The following is a 21108-nucleotide window of genomic DNA, read 5'->3' on the forward strand; positions in this document are numbered from 1 at the left end:
GACATGGCGAAGCATTATGTAGTAATTGGCGGGGGGATTTTAGGCACATCTACTGCCCTTCATTTAGCTTTGAATAAAGCGCAAGTGACATTGATTGACCGCAACGATATTGGCAAAGCGACAAATGTAGCGGCAGGCATTATTAGTCCATGGCTATCACAGCGTCGTAATAAAGATTGGTATTTTTTGGCGAGCCACGGCGCAGCCTATTATCCACAGTTAGTTGAAACATTGGTGGATTTAGGTGAAACGGATGTTGGTTATAAGCAGGTGGGGGCATTGCATATTCATCAAGAAGAAAAGCGCATCGAGCAAATTTTAGCATTAGCAGAAAAACGTAAAATAGATGCATCTGAAATTGGTGAGACGAGCAAATTAACAGCGAGCGAAATTGAACAATTATTTCCATATATAACGGAGCCGTTATATGCAGCATACGCAGGCGGGGGTGCACGTGTGGATGGGCGCAAGCTAACGGAAGCGATGCAAAAAGCAGCCATCAAATTAGGTGCGAATTACATAGAGGGAAGTGCTTCTTTACAGATTGGGAATAGAGATGCTATTTCTGTCACTGTAAATGGCATTCATATTGCGGCAGATGAAATTATTGTAACGACAGGTGCATGGGGTAATGAAACATTACAGCCACTGCAAATTGATATGCAAGTAAAGCCACAGAAGGCACAAATTTTAGAGCTACAGCTAAAAGACAATGAGTCTGAGCATTGGCCTGTTGTGATGGCACCTTCGGCATTGTATATGCTAGCATTCGAGGCTGGTCGGATGATGATTGGTACAACGCATGAGGATGATAAAGGCTTTGATGCGCGACCGACTGTAGGAGCAGCCTATGAGATGCTGGAAAAAGCCTTTCAAATAGCGCCGACTTTACAGGAAGCAATGTTTGCTGACATTAAAGTAGGATTTCGGCCAGTTGTTCCAAATGCTTTGCCGGTTATAGGGAGATTACCAAATACACCAAATGTGCTTGTTGCCAATGGATTAGGTTCAAGTGGTTTAACAGTAGGACCATATTTGGGAAGAGAATTAGCGAAGCTTGCCCAAGGGCTGCCAACTGAAATTCAGGTGGAAAATTATTGTTTAGCGAATGTCCTGAAGTAGGAATGGCGTCCAAAAAGCCGTGGGGAGTGCTTTGATAAAAGAGCGAATAGGGTAAGCTTTCTATGAAAATAAGAGAAACAAAGAGGGGAGTGGTATTTCTCCTCTTGCGAAAGGGATGAAACAAAAATTTCCCTTTTGCCAATACGATTCGGGCAGCTACACTTTTTCTTAAGAAAAGCACTGTTAAACCTTTTGTTTTCTCGTTTTCAAAGAGAACACCTCTTTGAAAACGAGCTAATTTTTCGCTAAAAAAACCATCGTCAATTGGAGTTGTCCGAAAAGTCCATTTTGTTTTGCCACCGCATTAAAATCAATGTTTTCATCGCTTCCCTTTTACAGAATGATAACGCTGCTAAAGTCAATGTTCATCCCATTTTTAAAAGAGGCGTTCTCTGTTTATAGGAATCACCATTTTGTGAAACATCATCGCTACTGTCCAAAAGGCTGGCTATGCGCGGCTTTTTGGACAGCCTCACTTCAAAGCGGCTGTAATTCCTTATGTACAAGCTCAATTGGCACGAACAGACCGACGCGACCATGCTTGTCATGCTTTGTTGTCGCAAAGACGACACCTACTACTTGTCCATCTTCAGTTAAAACAGGACTTCCGCTATTCCCTTTATAAATTGGCGCTTGAAGCATCATAACCTGCTCCTGCCAATCCTCTAGTAGCAACGGCTCGAGCACTGTTCCTTCATTGGCGATGCCAGTGAAATAAAGTGGATTACCGATTACATAAACATGCTGAGCGTCTGGCTGAAAAGTATCAGCTAATGGTAAATAGGGTAGTTCCTCTTTCGCTTCAACTTTTAAAATGGCTAAATCAACTGTTGGATTACTTGCCACAATTTGTGCTTGATATAGGCCGTTGTCAGGAAAGATGACAGTAAGCGATAGCGCGTCATCAATTACATGTTCATTTGTTATAATATAGCCGTCTGCCGAAATCGCAAAGCCTGTCCCTTTACTATTTTCGGATGAAATTTCGACAACAGCCTTTTTATATTGTTGGATATTTTCCTGCTGAGATAGCTTTGTTGAAACTTTAATAAATTCAATCGCAGGAATTGAATAAATTTGAAAAACAATCGCAAACGTATTAAATATTAATGCGAAGGCCATTATATAAACGATAAGACGAATGATAGGGCGTTGCTGTCGCTTTTTTGGTTGCCCATTTAATCGTTGTTGTCTTTCTTCCTCCAAAGCTTTTTCTTGCTCTGCTAGCACAAGCTCCAAAAATTCCTCTTCTGTTAACGGTTCTTCTTGGGGCTGTTGTTGCTTATCCATTTGCTACCTCCTTTACGATAACACAAGTAAATCATAAGCCAGTTGTATAATTAAAATAACCGTAATGATGCGCAGTAAATGGCTTGCCAACTTATTGCTAACTTTTCGTGAGAGCAATAGGCCAATTTGCGCACCGATAATGGCACCTGTCATTAATGCCAATGTTTCCATCCATAAAATTTGTCCAGTTATTATGTATGTAATAGCTGCACCAAAGCATGTAGCAAAGACACCTACACGACCTAATACAACAGCTTTCATATAGCTTAAGCCAGCATTGGCATAAATATATAATAGCAATGTTCCACTACCGGGTCCAAACATCCCATCATAAATTCCCACACTAATTAACAGTGCACGTGTGCGATGCTTTAGCTCAAGAACGATTTTTTCACCGAAATTTGTTCTGCCTAAAAATGATAAGATAAAGGCAAAAATTAGTAAGCATAATGCAATAATCGTTAGCACCTTGCTTGATAATAGCGAGGCAATTAACCCCCCAAGTAAACCACCGATAAAGCAAAGTAAGGCAATTGGACGTGCCTCTGTAAAAGTAACTTCTTTGTGACGCAGGGCAGAATAGAAATTTGATAATGCACTAACTGCACTAGCAACTTTGTTCGCACCAATTGCAGAGTGGACGGGCATGCCGATTAACAGCATTGTCGGTAATGTAATCAGTCCGCCACCACCAGCAAGTGTGCCAATAATATTGCCTATAAAGCCAATTAAAAATAATAACAGTAACAAAAAATCGCCTTCTTTCTATATGCTTCACTTTACACTATTTTTCAAGGGATGAAAATGTACGTACAAAATAAGTAGATAGGGATAGAAATGTGTCCAAAATGTGACGGATGAATTGAGGATTTTAGTAAGGACTTTGTGAAGTTTTTCATAATTTCCCTATGAAAATGAATCGTGCATGTTTTCACAAAAAATGCTGTACATAGACGCGAGCTAAAAAATGTAAGCGGTATCTTATTGTTATTTTAAGAAAATAATTTTTTCGTTTAGAAATGCTGTTTTTTATATGTGAAAAATTGAGCAAGATGTTGAAATATATGATTTACCGAGAAAAAAGTGTATATTCGAAAGGAAATGAAACATTATTATTGACTTAATAATTTCGGGGCGATATGATACGTAACTATAAAGAAAATTCAGATTATTCGAAGGAGAAATGATAATGGATATAATGCAAAAAGGTTTGGAATTACATGAAGAGTATTGCGGAAAAATGGAAATAAAGGCAAAGGTTCCACTTGCTGACCAATATGATTTAAGCTTAGCTTATTCACCAGGTGTAGCAGCACCTTGCATAGAAATTGAAAGGAATCCCTCCCTTGTCTATGACTATACAGTGAAGGGGAATTTTGTTGCTGTCGTAACAGATGGTACGGCTGTGCTTGGGCTTGGAGATATCGGACCAGAAGCGGCGTTGCCAGTAATGGAAGGAAAGGCATTGTTATTAAAACGATTTGCCAATGTGGACGCTGTCCCAATTTGCTTGAATACGAAAAATGTTGACGAAATAGTACAAACTGTAAAGCTTCTTGCACCGACATTTGGTGGCATTAATTTAGAGGACATTTCCGCTCCGCGCTGCTTTGAAATTGAGGATCGTCTCCGTGCGGAGTGCGGGATTCCAGTGTTCCACGACGATCAACATGGGACAGCAATTGTTGTAGGTGCTGGTTTGATAAATGCATTGAAAATTGTTGGTAAGAAGTTTAATGAAGTGAAGATTGTTATTAATGGTGCAGGTGCAGCAGGTATTGCAATTTTACGTATTTTAGTACAGATGGGCTTTACGAATATTTTAATGTGTGACACGACAGGAATTATTTATAAAGGACGTCAAGAGGGAATGAATTCAATTAAAGAAAGCATTGCCCATTTAACAAACCATAAGCTACAGCAGGGTTATTTAAGCGATGCTTTAGTGGGGGCTGATGTATTTATTGGTGTATCCGTTGCTAATTTACTAACGAAGGAACATATTGATTCCATGAATAATGAGCCGATTGTATTTGCTTTAGCTAATCCAAATCCAGAAATCACATACGACAATGCAAAAGCATGGGGTGTACGTGTGATTGGAACAGGGCGCTCCGACTATCCAAACCAAATCAATAATGTGTTAGCATTTCCCGGCGTCTTCCGAGGAGCGTTAGATGTTAGAGCAACAGATATTAATGAGGCGATGAAAATAGCTGCGGTTGAGGCGATTGCCTCACTCGTAACAGATGAAGAATTGAATGAGGAATATATCGTGCCGAAAGCATTTGATGAGCGAGTTGTCGGTGTAGTAGCGAAGGCTGTCGGCAGTGCAGCCATTGACTCAGGTGTCTCTGTACTATTTCAGCAGCCAATAATAGCAGGGCAGGTGTAGCAAAGAGTACAAATAAAAGAAAAGCTCACATGAATGGATAAAATAGGGCAAGTTGCAAATATATCAAAAATTTATAAATAGGAGAGGCTGTCTAAAAAGTAAACCATTCTTTTTACCAGAGAAATTTGATTTTTATTTTTTTGCATTGATTTCAGCAGAAATCTTTTACTTTTCTAAACAGTTATACCTTTCATGAAACACAATTGAAACGTCCCAAAAGCAGTGCCACAGCACGCTTTTGGGACGTTTCCAGAAGATTCACTTTATTCGCCAAGCTCTTCTGTAAGCTTCTCGAGCTCATCAATTAAGCTACCGATGTAGGCGATAGTATTGCGCAAGGGCTCTTCTGTCGTAATATCGACACCTGCCATTTTTGCAAGCTCAACAGGCGTTTTAGTGCCACCTGCTTTTAACATATTAAGCCAGTCTGTTACTGCTGCCTCGCCTTCAGTTAAAATGCGCTGTGAGGCCTCTGTTGCGATAGTTAAGCCTGCAGAGTAAGTATATGGGTACAAGCCTTTATAATAGTGTAGCTGGCGCATCCAAGTTAATTCAGCACCGTCTGTTATTTCAATGGCATCGCCCCAAAATTCTTCAAGCACACTGCGCTTTAATTCATTAAGCTTTAATGCATTGACAGAGCCGCCAGCATCGATAATTTCATATACTTTTCGCTGATAAGCACCCTCGAGTAAATGGGTAACGAAGTTATGGTAATAGGTGCGTGAAATCATTTTTGCGATAACCCAGCGCTTAAAGCGTGCATCGCTAGCATTTTGTAATAAATGGTGTGCCATAAGCATTTCATTCATCGTCGATGGCGCTTCTATAAAGTACATGGATGGGCGAGCACCGAAAATATTTTGATGTGTATTTGCCAAATGGAAATGCCCCGCATGACCAAGCTCATGCGCCAAAACAAATACTTGCTTCATCCGGCTTGTCCATGAAATCAAAACATATGGATGGTAGCCGAATGGGCTAGAGCAAAAGGCTCCATTTGATTTGCCAATGTTTTGTGCAAAATCAATCCAGCGTTCATCGAAGGAGCGGTCAAGCATTTCTGCATAATCAGCTCCTAAAATAGCGAGACCATCCTTGACATATTGACGCGCTTCCTCGATAGAAACTACTGGTTCATATGCGGGGTCTAAAGAAATTTTTAAATCAGCAAAGGTCATTTGCTCTAAGCCATGAACCTTTTGTAGCAGTTTTGCATAACGACGCATATGCGGGGCAAGTTCAGACATAATTAAGTCGATTTGACGGTCATACAATGTGCGGTCTACTTCCTGGGACTGTAACAAGAAGTCAAAAACTGAATGATAGCCACGTAAATCAGCCTCCGATTTTTCTCGTTGAATATGCGTAGCGTAAGTTTTTGCTGTTGTATGCTGGTAATCACGTAATTTATTGTGGAATGCATGAAAGGCTGTACGGCGAATAGCAGCATCATTTTCGAATTCCCAGTCACCTTCAAATAAGTTATAGCTAAGAGGGTAGGTTTTACCGTTCACCTCGAAATCTGGAAATTGCAAATCTACTAACTTTGTAATGTAGTACAGCTCAAAGGCAGCCCCGAATGTTGTACCGAATGAAGCGAGCGCTTTTTCTGCCTCTGGATGTAGTTGATGTGGCTTTTGCTGCAAAAGTTTATTGATAAAATATGCGTACTGTGGTGCAAGCTGGCTTGCCCCGTGTAAAATGTCCTCATCAAGCTGTAAAAGCTCACTTTGAATGAATGATAGCTTGGAGTTTAAGGAAGAGGTTAGCTGCGATACTTTTGCTGAGCGCAATTGTGATTCGCCATTCGTTTGGTCTACACTTTGTGCAAGAAAGGCGTATGTTGTAATAGGCATCATTTTTTCTAAATATGCTTCATATGCAGCAATGACTTCAATTGCTTTTTCCGCATTTGTAATTTGCCCTTTATATTTTGCTTCAGTAGCGGCTGCGTATTGTTTGGCACTTTCAATTGTCTCCTCGAACTGTTGCTCTGTTTCAAATAAATCCTCAAGGTTCCATGTTTCTGCAAGCTTTACTTCATTTCGTTTTAATATTGCCATATAAACTAGCCTCCTATCTTTTTCGTTAAAACAGCAAGAGCTCGGCCGTTCAAAAAGCTGACTCGTCCTAGATACAACGAAAATAAGATTTTTAATAAATAAATCGGGGCTGTCCGAAAAGTACATTTTGTTTTGCCACCGCATTGAAATAAATGTTTTCATCGCTTCACTTTTACTGAAAGCTAACACTGCTAAAGCCAATGTTCATCCCATTTTTAAAAGAGGCGCTTTCTGTTTATCACGTATTAACAGGCTGTAAGACCCCCACTTCAAAACAGCAGATAAAAACAAGATGTTTAAGTGGGGGATCAAACAGCCTGTAAAAACCCGAATGGTGAAACTACCAATCAGTGGGGGTGTGCGAAGCCCCCCACTGATTGAAGGTTCACTTTATATGAATCAACATTTTGTGAAGCATCATTGCTACTGTCCAAAATGCCGGCTATGCACGGCTTTTTGGACAGCCCCTCTCTTGTTGTAGTGATTAAATTTCACCAAGCTCAACTGTTAACTTTTCTAGCTCATCAATTAAGTTACCGATGTAAGCGATTGTGTTGCGTAGTGGCTCCTCTGTTGTAATATCAACACCCGCCATTTTTGCAAGCTCGACAGGTGATTTTGTACCACCCGATTTTAAAACATTAATCCAATCTGCTACAGCAGGCTCGCCTTCCTCTAAAATACGCTTCGATACTTGTGTAGAAATCGTTAAGCCAGCAGAATACGTATATGGATATAAGCCCATATAGTAGTGTGGTTGGCGCATCCAAGTTAATTCAGCACCATCTAAAATATCTACTGTATCGCCCCAGAATTCTTCAAGTACACCGCGTTTTAATTCATTTAATTTCGCTGCGTTGACAGAGCCGCCGGCATCAATAATTTCATATACTTTACGCTGATACGCAGCCTCTAATAAATGTGTAACAAAGTTATGATAGTAAGTGCGTGACACGATTGTTGAGATTACCCAACGTTTGAAGCGCGCATCGCTTGAGTTTTGTAATAGGTGATTTGCCATTAGCATTTCATTCATTGTCGATGGTGCCTCGATAAAGTATAGAGAAGGACGCGCATTGTAAATATTTTGGTTAGCATTTGCTAAATAGAAGTGACCCGCGTGTCCAAGCTCATGCGCTAATACAAACACTTCGTTCATTTTACTTGTCCAAGAAATCAAAATATATGGGTGATAGCCGAATGGGCTAGAGCAAAATGCACCTGTTGATTTACCCGCATTGTTTGCAAAATCTGTCCAGCGCTCATCGAACGAACGGTCAAGCATTTCTGCATAGTCAGCTCCCATAACAGCTAAGCCTTCCTTCATATATTTGCGGGATTCTTCCGTTGTGATTTTTGGCTCATAGGATGGGTCAAGTGAAATTTTTAAGTCTGCAAAAGTCATTTGCTCTAGCTTATGAACTTTTTGTAGTAATTTTGCATAGCGGCGCATATGTGGCGCTAACTCGGACATAATTAAGTTGATTTGTCGATCATAAAGTGTGCGATCGACTTCCTGTGGTTGTAATAAGTAATCGAAAACAGAGTTATAACCGCGTAAATCTGCTTCTGTCTTTTCTGTTTTTAAATGTGTATCATATGTTTTTGCTGTTGTATGCTGATATTCGCGTAGTTTGCTATGGAATGCATTAAATGCAGCGTGACGAATTTCTTTATCATTTTCTGGCTCCCAGTCTCCCTCGAATAAATTGTAGCTAAGTGGATAGCTTTCACCATTTGCTTCGAAATTAGGGAACTGCATATCTACTAATTTAGTCGTATTGTACAAGCCATACGCAGCATCAAAAGTTGTTCCAAATGCCGCTAATGCTTTTTCGGCTTCTGGGTGTAGCTGGTAAGGCTTTTGGCGTAATAGCTTGCGAATATAGTTGGCATATTGTGGCGCTTGTTCACTAGCTTGCACTAATACCTTTTCATCAAGCTGTAGAAGCTCACTTTGGATGAAAGATAACTGGGCGCTAATTGCTGAATTCATTTGCCCGATTTTTGCTGCGCGCATTTGTGCCTCACCATTTGTTTGCTCAACGCTAAGGGAAAGGTTTGCGTATGTACCAATTGGCACTAATTTTTCATATAACTTTTCGTATGCAGCGATAACATTGACTGCACTTTCTGCATCTGAAATTTTACCTTTATATGTTTCTGCAATTGCTGCTGCGACAGATTGTGCTTCAACAATTGCCTCCTCAAATTGCTGTTCTGTAGCAAATAAATCTGCTAAGTTCCAAGTTTCCTCGATATTCACTTCACTACGTTTTAATGTTGACATAAAAAGCCTCCTCGTATTCCGATATTCGAAATAAATTGTACCATCATTTACGGAATTGCGCAAAAATTATGACGTCTAATTATCAATTGTAAACAATTTTAAAAGAATATAAATATTGCGTAATACCATTTACATTGTATGCAAAAAAGGAAATAATATTGTTGAATTTGGAAGGTAGTGCTTGCTAATGTCGGTAGAAAGGGATTGTTCATAATATGAGGAAGTATTTCGAGGTGTTTTGGACAGCCTTCAAGCTGGGCTGTACATCTTTTGGTGGGCCAAGTGCGCATCTTAGCTATTTTTACGATACATATGTGCAACGTAAGCAATGGCTAAACGATAAGGCATATGCCAATATTGTAGCACTATCGCAATTTCTCCCTGGACCAGCTAGCAGTCAAGTAGGGATTGCCATTGGCTTAGCCAAAGCAGGCTTGTTCGGTGGTATTTTATCGTTTTTAGGATTTACATTGCCATCTGCTGTCATTTTATTGTTGTTTTCCTTGTTTTTTGTGCAGGGGGATTATGGGCTAAGCTTGTTACATAGCTTGAAACTTGTCGCTGTAGCGATTGTAATTCATGCAGTTATCGGCATGGGAAAATCATTTGTTACTGAGTCGAAAGAGAAAATTGTAACACTACTTGCACTAGCAGGAGTGCTATTGATTGATAATGCATGGTCACATATTATAGTGATAGCAAGTAGCGGAATATTGAGCTATATGCTGTTTCGGGATAGTGCAATTACGCGAGAGGGGGAGCGCTTCAAGCTTGCTTTATCAAAGCGTCTAGGTGCTGCTTGTTTAATTATATATATCGGTTTACTCGCTTTATTACCTATCATGAGTCAATTGACAAAATGGCAGTGGCTTGACTGGTTCGAAAGGTTTTACCGTGCAGGCGCACTAGTCTTTGGGGGAGGGCATGTTGTTTTGCCCTTGTTGGAGCGCGAATTTGTCGCTACAGGCATAATGACGGAGGCGAGCTTTTTTGCAGGCTACGGGCTAACACAGGCAGTTCCAGGCCCGCTTTTTACATTTGCAACTTATATAGGGGCAGATATTGGCGGACTATTTGGTGCAGTGTTGGCAACCGTTGCTATTTTTCTTCCAGCCTTTTTGCTTATCATCGGTGCTTTGCCCTTTTGGTTACAGTTTAGTCAAAATCCCAAGCTTGGAGCTATTGTGAAAGGGATGAATGCGGCAGTAGTTGGTATTTTACTTGCTACATTATTTGACCCATTATGGGTAACGACTGTCCTAACTACTAAAGATTTTATCGTTGTATCCATATTGTTTAGTCTATTAATGTTTTGGAAGAAACCGTCTTGGTTAGTTGTTTTACTAGGTATTGTAATGGGGTTTGTCTCTACGCTGTAGCATGTTTGATTAGCTGTTTAATAAAAAACAAAACGTCCAAAAAGTAGTGCCACGCACGCTTTTTGGACGTTTTTTGTTTTAAGCAAGCATTATTTTTTCTAATTGTAGAGGTTCAATGTATTCTGTGCCTTTATATACACGCATATTCCCACCTGAAATTTCATCGATTAAGAGGATTTCATTCGTTTTGGCATCGCGACCAAATTCTAGTTTAATATCGTATAAAGTTAAATCTTTTTTAGCAAGCTCGGCTGCAACAAATTTAGAAATTTCAATTGTGCGTTGCTTTAAAATATCGTATTCCTCTAATGATAAAATGCCAAGCATATCAAGTGCGTCCGCTGAAATAGGTGGGTCTTGACGCTCATCGTCTTTAATTGTCACTTCCACAAATGCATTGAGGTCTTGACCTTCCTTTGCATATGCACCATAGCGACGTAAAAAAGAGCCGACAGCTTTAAAACGGCAAATAACTTCTAAGCCATTGCCAAATACTGAAGCAGGCTTGACCGTCATTGTTGCGTCAGTGAAGTTTGCATCTACATAGTGTGTTGGTACACCTTGTTCATTTAGCTTTGAATAGAAAAATGCAGTAAGGCGAAGTCCTGCTAAGCCAGCACCGTCGATTGTTAAACCAACTGTATTCGCGCCCGGGTCGAATACACCATTTTCACCTGTCACATCATCTTTAAACTTCAATAAATAGTGTCCATCTGCTTGTTTAAAGACATCTTTTGTTTTACCTGTGTAAACTAATTCCACAAGAAACCCTCCATTTCACAAAATATAGCTATATTGTAACACGAACGATTATAAACTTGTCTATAGAAAATGTTCGTTTTTGTTACAAATACGTTAAAGAGGGCATTTGAAAAGGCGATTTTTATTTATTCAACCTAAATTTCAAGAAAAGCTACTAGATTTACTGTTTATAACCTTTTAAAATAAATTAACTATTTAAAAAATACTAATAAAACATCCGAAAAGCAGTGCTTCTGCGCGCTTTTCGGACGTCCCTACAGCTTCTTAATAAACACCCTCTGCAATCATACCATTCGCTACTTTCTTAAAGCCTGCGATGTTTGAGCCGACTACTAAATTATTTTGATAGCCATATTTTTCAGCAGCTTCCTTGCTTTCTGCATAAATGGATTTCATAATGTCATGTAATTTCGCATCTACCTCGTTAAATGTCCAGCTATTACGGCTTGAGTTTTGTGCCATTTCAAGTGCTGAAACAGCTACACCACCTGCATTCGCAGCTTTTCCAGGTCCAAATAGGATACCAGCATCTAAAAAGACGTTAATTGCCTCTAAATCGGATGGCATATTTGCTCCTTCAGCAACTAATTTGACACCATTTTCAACAAGAGTACGTGCCGCCTCTCCATTAATCTCATTTTGAGTCGCGCAAGGGAGGGCAATATCGCAAGGAATCGTCCAAATTTTAGAGCAATCCTCGTGGTATTCTGCATCAGGATGATAGTTTAAATATGTGCTAATACGTGCGCCTTTTACTTCTTTAATTTCTTTAATTGCTTTTAAATCTAGCCCCTTTGAATCATAAATATAGCCGTTAGAATCTGAGCATGCAACAACTTTTGCGCCGAAGTGCTTTGCCTTTTCGATTGCATATATCGCGACATTGCCAGAGCCAGATACAATAACCGTTTTATTAATAAACATTAATTTCGCATCATGTAGCATTTCGCTGACAAAATAGACTAAGCCATAGCCTGTTGCTTCTTTACGTCCTAGTGAGCCACCGTATTCAGGTTTTTTACCAGTTAACACACCTTGCTCGAATTGCCCGCGAATGCGCTTATATTGACCCCACATATAGCCAATTTCACGAGCGCCAACACCAATATCACCTGCTGGTACATCTCGGTCAGGGCCAATATATCGATACATCTCTGTCATAAAGGCTTGGCAAAAACGCATAATTTCAGCATCGGATTTTCCTTTAGGGTCAAAATCGGAGCCGCCTTTCGCACCGCCAATCGGCTGACCTGTTAAAGCATTTTTGAAAATCTGCTCAAATGCTAAAAACTTCATTATTGACTCATTTACTGTTGGGTGGAAACGGAAGCCACCTTTATATGGGCCTAGCACATTATTAAATTGCACACGATAACCTCTGTTCACTTGTACATTGTTTTCATCATCCTGCCATGCTACACGAAAAGAAATTATGCGGTCAGGCTCGACAATACGTGCTAAAATATTATGGTGAATATATTCTGGATTTTGTGCAAATACAGGTACTAGTGATAAAAAGATTTCTTCAGCTGCTTGTAAAAACTCTGATTCAAAGGCATATTTCTTTTTTAATCTTTCGAACACACCATCGACATATGCTTTTGCTAATTGTTCATTGTGAATTAAATCTGTCATCATAATTTATTCCTCCCTCAAAATACTGTTAGATGTTATAGTATTATGATTTTTCTTGCAATTCAATCAATTTTTATTCGTTTGTGAGGAAATGGCTGAAAAAAAGCCGGCAAAAAATTATATGGAGATAATAAAATAGAAGTAAAAAATGCTTTTTTTTGAAAGGGGAAATAATCGTTGATTCAATTATTAATTGATGCGGATGCATGCCCAGTTATTGATTTGGCGCTATCTGTTTCATCTCAATATAAGATAAAACCAATCTTGTTTTGCGATACTTCCCATCGCATTGAACGTGATAATGTTATAACAATTATTGTGCCAAAGGGACCCGATTCAGTTGATTTTAAGCTAGTGAATACGCTTTCGAAAAATGATATTGTGATTACAGGTGATTACGGCCTAGCAGCAATGTGTTTAGCAAAAGGTGCTTTTGTAGTTGACCATAATGGAAGAGAAATGACAGCAGAAAATATAGACCAGTTGCTAGCTTTTCGTTATGAAAGTGCAAAATTTAGGCGAGCAGGTGGAAGAACAAAAGGACCGAAAAAGCGTACAGAGGAAAACAATATTGCCTTCAAAAAAATTTTTCAACAAATTTGTGAACGCGCCGAAAAATTGAAAGGAGAAACGAATAATAATGCATAATTCATTAACGAATCTAATCGAAAAATTCCCTTTAATTCCATATTTACAGCGAGCTGAACCTGTTTTTTGGCTCAACAATCAAGTAAATGCTACACAAGAATTCCCATTTACGATGGATATTGTATATGACGCAGAGGCAAGGCTAAAACGCTTTGCCCCATATTTTAAGGCTGCTTTTTCAGAAATACGTGATTGGGAGGGAATTATCGAATCACCAATTATCGAATCACAGGTGATGCAGACCTATTTAGAAAGTGCTTTTCAAATGAAAATAGAAGGAAATCTTCTATTAAAATGTGATCATATGCTACCAATTGCAGGTTCGGTAAAGGCACGCGGTGGTATTTACGAAATTATTAAGCATGCGGAACATTTAGCAATCAGACATGGGCTATTGTCGTTAGAAGACGATTATCGTAAATTAAATGATGAAAGCTTCCGTCAGTTTTTTAAAAACTATAAAATTGCCGTCGGCTCAACAGGTAATTTAGGATTGAGTATCGGCATAATTAGTGCCAAATTAGGATTTAATGTGACCGTGCATATGTCAGCGGATGCAAAAGAGTGGAAAAAGCAATTACTGCGAAATTTAGGTGTGACAGTTATTGAGTATGAGGCAGATTATAGCGAAGCGGTAAAGCAGGGGCGTTTGGAAGCAGAGCAAGATGAGACATGCCATTTTGTCGATGATGAAAATTCTCTTGATTTATTTGCGGGCTATGCGGTTGCCGCACTACGTGTGAAGGAGCAGCTTGAGGAACAAAAAATTAATGTTGATCAGGAGCATCCGTTATTCGTTTATATTCCATGTGGTGTCGGTGGTGCACCGGGAGGAATAAGCTATGGCTTGAAGCAGCTATATGGCCCGCATGTGCATATTTTCTTTGCTGAGCCAACGCAGTCACCTTGTATGCTACTTGGCATGATGACGGGGTTACATGATGAGATTGATGTTAAGCAAATTGGTTTAACGAATGTGACGGAGGCTGATGGACTCGCTGTAGGGCGTGCATCAAAATTTGTTGGCGCACAGATGGAAACAATTGTGAGTGGTTGTTATACTGTAGAGGATTCATTTTTATTTACAAGCTTGCGACAAATGTATTGCAGAGAGCATATTTTTATGGAGCCATCCGCACATGCAGGCTTTTTTGGACCGATACAGCTTGCTCGTATTGGTGCAGCGTATATAGATAGTAACGGTTTAAAGCCATTTATGCAAAACGCGCACCATCTTGTTTGGTCAACAGGGGGAGATTTAGTCCCGAATGAATGGCGCGATAAATATTTACAAAAATAATGTATTTGAGGAAGGTATAAAGCTGTGATAATTACTGTTTTAATTGTAGGCTTTTTGCTCGCTGGTCTACTCGATTTGAAATTGAGAAAGAAATTTAATATTAAAAAGAATGAAAAGTTTATGGATCAATATGTACACAAAGCTCATTTTGTATTAGAAATGTTATTATGCGCATTTTTTATCGCAAATATTGCGATGCGAGGCTTTAGTGGGAAATATTTGTACTTCCTGTTATTTTTGTTTTTCGCGCTCGTATTCGCTATTCGTGTCGCGCTTGAATATATTTTTATGAAGGAACAACGAAAATATATTATTTCCATCGCCTATGTAGTCGTTTGTTTAGCTTGCGCTACAACCATTTTATTGTTTCTATAATTGCTTTACTGTAAATGAAAGAAGGTTATGTTTTGAGAAAGAAACTTGATAGACGTAAAAGTATGATAGCGGCGGCAACTGAATTATTTGCAAGAAGTGGCTTTGAAAACACAACAATGCAAAATATAGCAGACCAAGCTGAAGTAGGCATCGCCACTTTATTTCGCTATTTTCCCAAAAAAGAAGATTTAATTATTGCGGTTATACAAGAAATTATTGAACAGCAAGTACCTTACTTTGAGAAAATTAGCCAATCGAATAAAAATGGAATAGAGAAAGTTGATGAAGTACTTACTACTTATATTCATTATATTTCAGAGGAAAATCGTGAAACTTCTAAATTATTAGAGGCGTTTGAGCTTTATATTTCTTTTAATTTCGTTGATAAAAGTATGATAGAAATTATTGAGAAATCCTACGATAAAGTGAGTACTATTATTAAGGAAATTATCGCAGAGGGGAAGTGCGATGGCAGTATACATCTATCAAACAGTGATGAACAAGCATGGGAAACCATTTTTAATTTGTTTGGTACAGCGATAAAAAAATACGCTCTTTATACGTTTCTTCCTAATTCGATATTGTCTGTACCAAAACCACAGGAGTTAATCGTAATAAAGGAAATGATGCTTACATTTTTAAGTAAATCAACTAAAATGCAATAGTTGGAGTAGGTGCTTTAAAATCTTATGTTTTCAGCCTTCATATAGTTGATATTTTCGATAAAAAGGTAAAGGGTTGTCAGAAAGCGGCACGCTAGTTTGCTTTCTGACAACCCTATTTCTTATTTTACTGAATTAATCTCTAATAATTCGTTGACAATTGCATCTGTTAAATCTTTGGCAGTTTGTGGGACGAATTTTACTAAAATTTGATTAATCATAGCGCCCATCATTCCGCCAGCAGTAATATCGAGATTGCCGTGCATCATTGTTGTATTTTCATCAATTGCTTCCGCACGGAAATAGCCTCCGCCTTTAAAATTATCAGATAAACCTTTTAAATCGAAAATGACTTCAGAGGGTTCATTCCACTCTTTAATATCGATTTGAAGCTTCACTGTTTTTTTCATAAAGCCTAAATCGCCTTTGAAAGCCCATGTCGATTGGTTTTCACTTAAAATTTCATGCTCGATATAACCTGGTACTAGCGGCGCCCAATTATTCATATCGTGTACGAATTCCCATATTTTTTGAATGTTTAATGGTACTTTTACTGAATGTGTTCCTTGTGGCATATTATGCACCTTCCCAATTGTATTCGATTTGATTGATTATTGCTTTGCGGCATGCTGACCTGCTAAGAAGCCAAACACCATTGCTGGTCCAATTGTTCCGCCAGCACTTGGATAAATAGGACCAAGTGGGTTGCCTGAAGCATTTCCAGCAGCGTATAAGCCTTTAATCGGCTCGCCTTGGAAGTTAACTACTTGTCCATCTTCATTGATTTTAGGTCCACCATTTGTACCAAGTGCACCTAAATAGATTGGTAAAGCATAAAATGGTCCTTTTTCAATTTTACCTAAATTATTGGCAGGGCTACCGCCGCCAGTTGTTAATGCTTCAAATTGAATTGTGCCTCTATGGAAATCTTTATCCTTCTGTTGCTCGCAATATTCATTCCATTTGCGTACTTCATCCTCTAAACCATCTGGGTCTACGCCAATTTTTATAGCAAGCTCACGCAGGGAATCAGCTTGATCTACCCATTCAGGTGCAGGGTCACCGGGTGTCATCGTAATAATTAATTCGCGATCTTTTAATTGTTGATCAAAAATCATCCAGTTCGGTCCTTTATTCGGGAAATCAACTTTCACTGGGTCGTAATTGAAAAATGCTCTTGGCATATCATTATATGTAGTGCCTTCGTGTACAAAGCGACGCCCATACTTATTTACAACGATAGAGTTTGGTCCCATACGACCGCCACCTAATTGTGCCATTACATTATCTTCATATTCAAAAGTTGGGTCCACCATTGCAGGGTACCACCAAGCCTCACTCATATTTTCTAGCGCAGCACCGGCCTTCATTGCCATCATAAGTGCATCACCTTCGTTGCCCGGCGGTGTTACAGGATGGGTAAATTCAGCTTTTAAAAATGCTTTTACTAGCTGCTTGTTCCATTCGAAACCACCTGAAGCTAGGATTACTCCTTTACGTGCACGGAAGTAAAGGGTTTGGCCATCTTTCGTTTCCGCTTTTAGACCGATTATTTCTTCGTTTTCACCGATAATTAAATCTTTACCAGCAGTCTCTATCAAAGTTTCAACGCCACGGTCTAAGCATGCTTTAAATAAAGAAGCAATCAATGCTCTACCCATTGTGACAACATTATTTTGCATACGCTCTGCAACTACTTGGAAGTCAATACCGCCAATTGCGCCGCCTTCCTCTAAAGTTAGCGGAGGGAAAATAGGGTTTTGACGTAGCAGATTTCCCCATTCTCCAATTTCATTCATATTAAATGGCATAGGGTCCAAAGAACGTGTGCCTTTTTTCAGTGCTTCATCCATATGCGCATAGTATTCTGGATATTTTTCTGGAGTTTTGAATTTAACCGGTGTATGGTCATGTAAAAATCGAATTATTTCATGTCCTTTATCAACGAAAGTTTCAATCATTTTCTCATCAGCTCTACCAAGTGCAAGGCGCTTAATGTATTGAATTGCTGCTTCACGATTATCTTCAAAACCTTGCTCCTTCATATAATGATTGAGTGGAATCCATGGAATTCCTCCTGAAAAAGCTGTTGTACCCCCAATTTGATGTGTTTTTTCTAAGACAAGAACATCAGCATCATTTTCCGCTGCTGCTATTGCCGCAGTTAATGCTGCTCCTCCTGTACCTAAAACGATGACATCAACCTCTTTGTCCCAATTCGTGGGAATTGAATGTGACATAAAAATCATCCCCCTTTATTTTGATAGTGTCACTATCATTATTTAGATTATATAGAAAATTGATTTTTATTTCAATGCGAAATTAAAAATTCAATAGAGTACGTGAAAATACGTTAAAGGATAAGCGAGAGATGAAGTGCCCGAAAAAGCCCGATTGATTCAACTAACAATCCGTGGAGAAAAGCATCTGCTGATTGAAGTTTCATTTTATAAGTATTACAAATGATAGAGGGCGGTATGCTAAAATAACAAGGAGGTGAAAAAATGCTAACAATCAAAAGACACGATGAGCAGCTCTTTATGATGAAAAGTGAGCAGCCGTTAAAAGTAATCAGCTCAGCAATGATTAATCCTGGTATTGGCTATTATCAATATTTTGTCAATCGAACAGTGGATAAGGACTATTATCCGGACGATGCAAAGCTAGAATATGAGCAATTTTTAAAGCAATATAAAATACCAATGTCAGCAACTGTTGCGATGATGACCGCTGTGCCACAGCATTTTATTATGCAGGATACATACACAGACGAGGCAACAGCTATCACCGTGTTTATTACAGCGGGTTTAGGCAATGCGGTAGATGTGACAAAATCTTATCAATATACATACAGACCGACAGTTGGGACAATTAATATTTTCGTATTTATAGAGGGCGATATAAGCGATGAAGCTTTTATCCAAGCTTATAATTGTATTATTGAGGCGAAAGTAAAGGTGCTGCATGAGTGCCATATAATAGATAGACAAAGCGCTACGATTGCAACTGGAACCTCGACAGATTGTGTAGCCCTCATCGCAACAGAGCGAGGGGAGTTTCATGAATATGGAGGTTCGATTACACGTTTAGGAGCACTTATAGGCAAAGGGGTAGCTGCTACATTGCGGAAAGCGATTGATAGTTATGAGGCGTATCAAAGGGGCGAGCTACAATGAATATCATTATTGTTTGTGTTGCCATTATACTTGACCGAATAATCGGAGATCCGAAAACATGGCCGCATCCTGTTATTTGGATAGGGAAGCTCATTTCATTTTTGGAGCGCCGCTGTAATGGTGGGGCAGCACGCTATCTAAAAGGAGCCGTAACAGCGCTAATTGTCATTATTGCTACAGGGCTTATCGTTTGGCTCATCATTTATTTGGCTGGGCTTGTGTCGCTATGGCTGGCTGCGGTGCTTGAAGTTATTTTTATCGCCATTGCCATTGCACAAAAGAGCTTGAAGGATGCAGCGTTAGTCGTTTATCATGCATTGCAGCGAGGAGATATAGCAGAGGCACGAGTGAAGCTTAGTTGGATTGTTGGGCGTGATACAGAACATTTAGAGGAGCCTGATATTGTTCGTGGTGTTGTTGAAACAGTTTCTGAAAATACAAGTGACGGTATTACGGCACCGATTTTTTATGCGCTGTTCTTTGGTGCTACAGGTGTGTGGGTCTATAAGGCAATCAATACACTCGATTCAATGGTTGGCTATCGTAACGAGCGCTACTGCCAGTTTGGATGCTTTGCTGCAAAGCTTGATGATGTGGCGAACTTTATACCAAGCCGTATAACAGGACTTTTTATTTTACTATGTACGAAAAACGAAGGTCCTTTTTCAATGCAAACGCGACTTCGCTACTGGCTACGCGATGCTAAGAAGCATCCAAGCCCAAATAGCGGCTATTTAGAAGCTGCAACTGCTTTACAGCTAGGCATTCGTCTCGGTGGTGAAAATATGTATCAAGGTAAAACAACGTTTCGTGCGTATATGGGGGAGCCGACCGTAGAATTAAATAAACAGCATATTTTGCACACTATACAGCATCTATACACAGTGACGATTATTTTTACGTTATTAATAGGAGGTGTTATTTATGCGATATCCAGCACATGGAGCTAATCCAAGTACATTGTATCGAGAGTTAGAGCTTGAAATGCCGGAGCAAATCATTGATTTAAGTGAAAACGTTAACTTCTTAGGACCACCAGCAAGCTTTGGGGCTATTTGGACATCGTTATTTCAAGAAATCGCCGCCTACCCGCATGAGGATGCAGAGCCACTACGAAGTCAGTTGGCATACCGACATAATGTAGCGACAGAACATATCGTTATAGGAAATGGTGCGGCAGAAATTTTAATGGCTTTAGCGAGATATTATGCACGCGAAAAAATTGTCATTGTGCAGCCTTCCTTCTCTGAATATGCACGCACATTGGAGCAACAGCAGGCTATTATTCAATCAATTGAAGTAGAGGAGCTAACGAACTACTCTTTGCCGATGGAACGATTAAAGGAGGCAATGTGCGGAGCGAAAGCTTTATATATTTGTAATCCAAACAATCCGACGGGTGTTGTAACGCCTAAAAAGCAATTGATTGAACTATTGCAATATGGAGAGCGAGTGGACTGTGACCTTGTTATAGATGAGGCATTTATGGATTGGACAGATGAGACAGAGTCCATGGCGGAGCTGGTAGCTAGCTCTAATCGTTTAATTATCCTTCGTTCTATGACAAAAATGTATAGTATGGCAGGTGTGAGACTTGGCTATGCACTTACACAGCATGCCTTCAAAATAAAGCAAGAGCTACCCCACTGGAATGTCAGTGCAATCTCGATTGCACTTGGTATGCAAGCATTGCAGGAAGAGGATTTCTGTGCAAAATCAAGACAGCAGGCAGCACAAAGTCGTGCAGTAATTATTCCATTTTTGATGGAAAAAGGCTGCATTGTGACGAAGAGTAAAACGAACTATGTAGCCTTCCGTTTGCCATCTACATATGATGCGACAAAATTTTATTTCTCACTATTACAAAAAGGAATTGTCCTGCGGCATACACAAAATTTTATTGGTATGGATGGCGAGTGGTTCCGCCTTGCGCTGAAAGAACAGCATAAAATGACAGCATTTCAGCAAGCATTGGAACATTTTTTTAGGTGCAAATAAAGCCATCTTA

18 protein-coding genes are annotated in these 21108 nt (G+C 39.4%); 10 read left to right on the forward strand and 8 right to left on the reverse strand.

What is annotated here, in order from left to right:
* The first annotated feature begins 3 nt into the window (after positions 1-3).
* Positions 4-1122: an NAD(P)/FAD-dependent oxidoreductase gene (locus C9J36_RS06585; protein ID WP_107942576.1), complete on the forward strand. Its 1119-nt coding sequence runs from the start codon at positions 4-6 to the stop codon at positions 1120-1122.
* A gap of 477 nt (positions 1123-1599) precedes the next feature.
* On the opposite strand, the gene C9J36_RS06590 is transcribed toward C9J36_RS06585, so the two are convergent.
* Both C9J36_RS06590 and C9J36_RS06595 read right to left on the reverse strand, forming a co-directional pair.
* On the reverse strand, positions 1600-2412 hold the full coding sequence (locus C9J36_RS06590; protein ID WP_107942577.1) for a S1C family serine protease: 813 nt from the start codon (positions 2410-2412) through the stop codon (positions 1600-1602).
* Between the two features lie 12 nt (positions 2413-2424).
* Positions 2425-3162: a sulfite exporter TauE/SafE family protein gene (locus C9J36_RS06595; protein ID WP_107942578.1), complete on the reverse strand. Its 738-nt coding sequence runs from the start codon at positions 3160-3162 to the stop codon at positions 2425-2427.
* Positions 3163-3601: 439 nt separating this feature from the next.
* Between C9J36_RS06595 and C9J36_RS06600 the strand changes: the two genes are divergently transcribed.
* A complete protein-coding gene (locus C9J36_RS06600) occupies positions 3602-4807 on the forward strand; it encodes an NAD(P)-dependent malic enzyme (protein ID WP_066163616.1) in 1206 nt (401 codons plus the stop codon).
* A 263-nt stretch (positions 4808-5070) separates the two neighbouring features.
* On the opposite strand, the gene pepF (C9J36_RS06605) is transcribed toward C9J36_RS06600, so the two are convergent.
* Positions 5071-6873 carry an oligoendopeptidase F gene (pepF, locus tag C9J36_RS06605; RefSeq protein ID WP_107942579.1) on the reverse strand — a complete coding sequence of 601 codons (1803 nt, stop codon included), beginning with the start codon at positions 6871-6873 and terminating at the stop codon, positions 5071-5073.
* A 484-nt stretch (positions 6874-7357) separates the two neighbouring features.
* On the reverse strand, positions 7358-9163 hold the full coding sequence (gene pepF, locus C9J36_RS06610) for an oligoendopeptidase F (protein ID WP_107942580.1): 1806 nt from the start codon (positions 9161-9163) through the stop codon (positions 7358-7360).
* Positions 9164-9378: 215 nt separating this feature from the next.
* Between pepF (C9J36_RS06610) and chrA the strand changes: the two genes are divergently transcribed.
* The gene (chrA, locus tag C9J36_RS06615) at positions 9379-10542 is read left to right on the forward strand and encodes a chromate efflux transporter (RefSeq protein ID WP_107942581.1); all 1164 of its coding nucleotides are present in this window, start codon (positions 9379-9381) and stop codon (positions 10540-10542) included.
* 78 nt (positions 10543-10620) lie between these two features.
* Here chrA and C9J36_RS06620 read toward each other — a convergent pair whose 3' ends face one another.
* Both C9J36_RS06620 and gdhA read right to left on the reverse strand, forming a co-directional pair.
* Positions 10621-11304 (reverse strand): phosphoribosylaminoimidazolesuccinocarboxamide synthase, encoded by a 684-nt coding sequence (locus tag C9J36_RS06620; protein WP_107942582.1) that lies wholly within the window; start codon positions 11302-11304, stop codon positions 10621-10623.
* 264 nt (positions 11305-11568) lie between these two features.
* Positions 11569-12942 carry an NADP-specific glutamate dehydrogenase gene (gene gdhA / locus C9J36_RS06625; RefSeq protein WP_430010626.1) on the reverse strand — a complete coding sequence of 458 codons (1374 nt, stop codon included), beginning with the start codon at positions 12940-12942 and terminating at the stop codon, positions 11569-11571.
* A 177-nt stretch (positions 12943-13119) separates the two neighbouring features.
* Between gdhA and C9J36_RS06630 the strand changes: the two genes are divergently transcribed.
* Genes C9J36_RS06630 through C9J36_RS06645 form a run of 4 tightly spaced genes read left to right on the forward strand, consistent with a single transcriptional unit; the run spans position 13120 to position 15927 of the window.
* The gene (locus C9J36_RS06630; protein ID WP_107943089.1) at positions 13120-13587 is read left to right on the forward strand and encodes a YaiI/YqxD family protein; all 468 of its coding nucleotides are present in this window, start codon (positions 13120-13122) and stop codon (positions 13585-13587) included.
* A complete protein-coding gene (gene dsdA, locus C9J36_RS06635; RefSeq protein ID WP_107942583.1) occupies positions 13580-14887 on the forward strand; it encodes a D-serine ammonia-lyase in 1308 nt (435 codons plus the stop codon). Before C9J36_RS06630 ends, dsdA begins: the two co-directional genes overlap by 8 nt.
* Positions 14888-14911: 24 nt before the next feature.
* Positions 14912-15262: a DUF4181 domain-containing protein gene (locus C9J36_RS06640; RefSeq protein WP_066163605.1), complete on the forward strand. Its 351-nt coding sequence runs from the start codon at positions 14912-14914 to the stop codon at positions 15260-15262.
* A gap of 32 nt (positions 15263-15294) precedes the next feature.
* Positions 15295-15927 carry a TetR/AcrR family transcriptional regulator gene (locus C9J36_RS06645; RefSeq protein WP_161956382.1) on the forward strand — a complete coding sequence of 211 codons (633 nt, stop codon included), beginning with the start codon at positions 15295-15297 and terminating at the stop codon, positions 15925-15927.
* A gap of 119 nt (positions 15928-16046) precedes the next feature.
* On the opposite strand, the gene C9J36_RS06650 is transcribed toward C9J36_RS06645, so the two are convergent.
* The gene (locus C9J36_RS06650) at positions 16047-16499 is read right to left on the reverse strand and encodes an SRPBCC family protein (protein ID WP_066163601.1); all 453 of its coding nucleotides are present in this window, start codon (positions 16497-16499) and stop codon (positions 16047-16049) included.
* Between the two features lie 36 nt (positions 16500-16535).
* A complete protein-coding gene (locus tag C9J36_RS06655; protein WP_161956383.1) occupies positions 16536-18164 on the reverse strand; it encodes an FAD-dependent oxidoreductase in 1629 nt (542 codons plus the stop codon).
* Positions 18165-18428: 264 nt separating this feature from the next.
* Here C9J36_RS06655 and C9J36_RS06660 point away from each other — a divergent pair, with 264 nt between their 5' ends.
* The 3 genes from C9J36_RS06660 to C9J36_RS06670 are packed head-to-tail and all read left to right on the forward strand — an operon-like array spanning position 18429 to position 21098.
* Positions 18429-19100, forward strand: a complete 672-nt coding sequence (locus C9J36_RS06660) for an adenosylcobinamide amidohydrolase (RefSeq protein ID WP_107942586.1) — start codon at positions 18429-18431, stop codon at positions 19098-19100.
* Complete coding sequence (cbiB, locus tag C9J36_RS06665; protein ID WP_107942587.1) at positions 19097-20050, forward strand: adenosylcobinamide-phosphate synthase CbiB; 954 nt, start codon at positions 19097-19099, stop codon at positions 20048-20050. Before C9J36_RS06660 ends, cbiB begins: the two co-directional genes overlap by 4 nt.
* Positions 20025-21098, forward strand: a complete 1074-nt coding sequence (locus C9J36_RS06670; protein WP_107942588.1) for a pyridoxal phosphate-dependent aminotransferase — start codon at positions 20025-20027, stop codon at positions 21096-21098. Before cbiB ends, C9J36_RS06670 begins: the two co-directional genes overlap by 26 nt.
* The last annotated feature ends 10 nt before the right edge of the window (positions 21099-21108 follow it).

It is taken from the genome of Metasolibacillus fluoroglycofenilyticus (assembly GCF_003049645.1).
Taxonomy (GTDB): Bacteria; Bacillota; Bacilli; order Bacillales_A; family Planococcaceae; genus Metasolibacillus; species Metasolibacillus fluoroglycofenilyticus.

Bases quoted from the DNA above. Each gene is read 5' to 3' on its own strand.
- C9J36_RS06585 (WP_107942576.1), top strand. From the start codon at position 4: ATGGCGAAGCATTATGTAGTAATTGGCGGGGGGATTTTAGGCACATCT.
- C9J36_RS06590 (WP_107942577.1), bottom strand. From the start codon at position 2,412: ATGGATAAGCAACAACAGCCCCAAGAAGAACCGTTAACAGAAGAGGAA.
- C9J36_RS06600 (WP_066163616.1), top strand. From the start codon at position 3,602: ATGGATATAATGCAAAAAGGTTTGGAATTACATGAAGAGTATTGCGGA.
- pepF (WP_107942579.1), bottom strand. From the start codon at position 6,873: ATGGCAATATTAAAACGAAATGAAGTAAAGCTTGCAGAAACATGGAAC.
- pepF (WP_107942580.1), bottom strand. From the start codon at position 9,163: ATGTCAACATTAAAACGTAGTGAAGTGAATATCGAGGAAACTTGGAAC.
- chrA (WP_107942581.1), top strand. From the start codon at position 9,379: ATGAGGAAGTATTTCGAGGTGTTTTGGACAGCCTTCAAGCTGGGCTGT.
- gdhA (WP_430010626.1), bottom strand. From the start codon at position 12,942: ATGATGACAGATTTAATTCACAATGAACAATTAGCAAAAGCATATGTC.
- dsdA (WP_107942583.1), top strand. From the start codon at position 13,580: ATGCATAATTCATTAACGAATCTAATCGAAAAATTCCCTTTAATTCCA.
- C9J36_RS06650 (WP_066163601.1), bottom strand. From the start codon at position 16,499: ATGCCACAAGGAACACATTCAGTAAAAGTACCATTAAACATTCAAAAA.
- C9J36_RS06655 (WP_161956383.1), bottom strand. From the start codon at position 18,164: ATGTCACATTCAATTCCCACGAATTGGGACAAAGAGGTTGATGTCATC.
- C9J36_RS06660 (WP_107942586.1), top strand. From the start codon at position 18,429: ATGCTAACAATCAAAAGACACGATGAGCAGCTCTTTATGATGAAAAGT.
- cbiB (WP_107942587.1), top strand. From the start codon at position 19,097: ATGAATATCATTATTGTTTGTGTTGCCATTATACTTGACCGAATAATC.
- C9J36_RS06670 (WP_107942588.1), top strand. From the start codon at position 20,025: ATGCGATATCCAGCACATGGAGCTAATCCAAGTACATTGTATCGAGAG.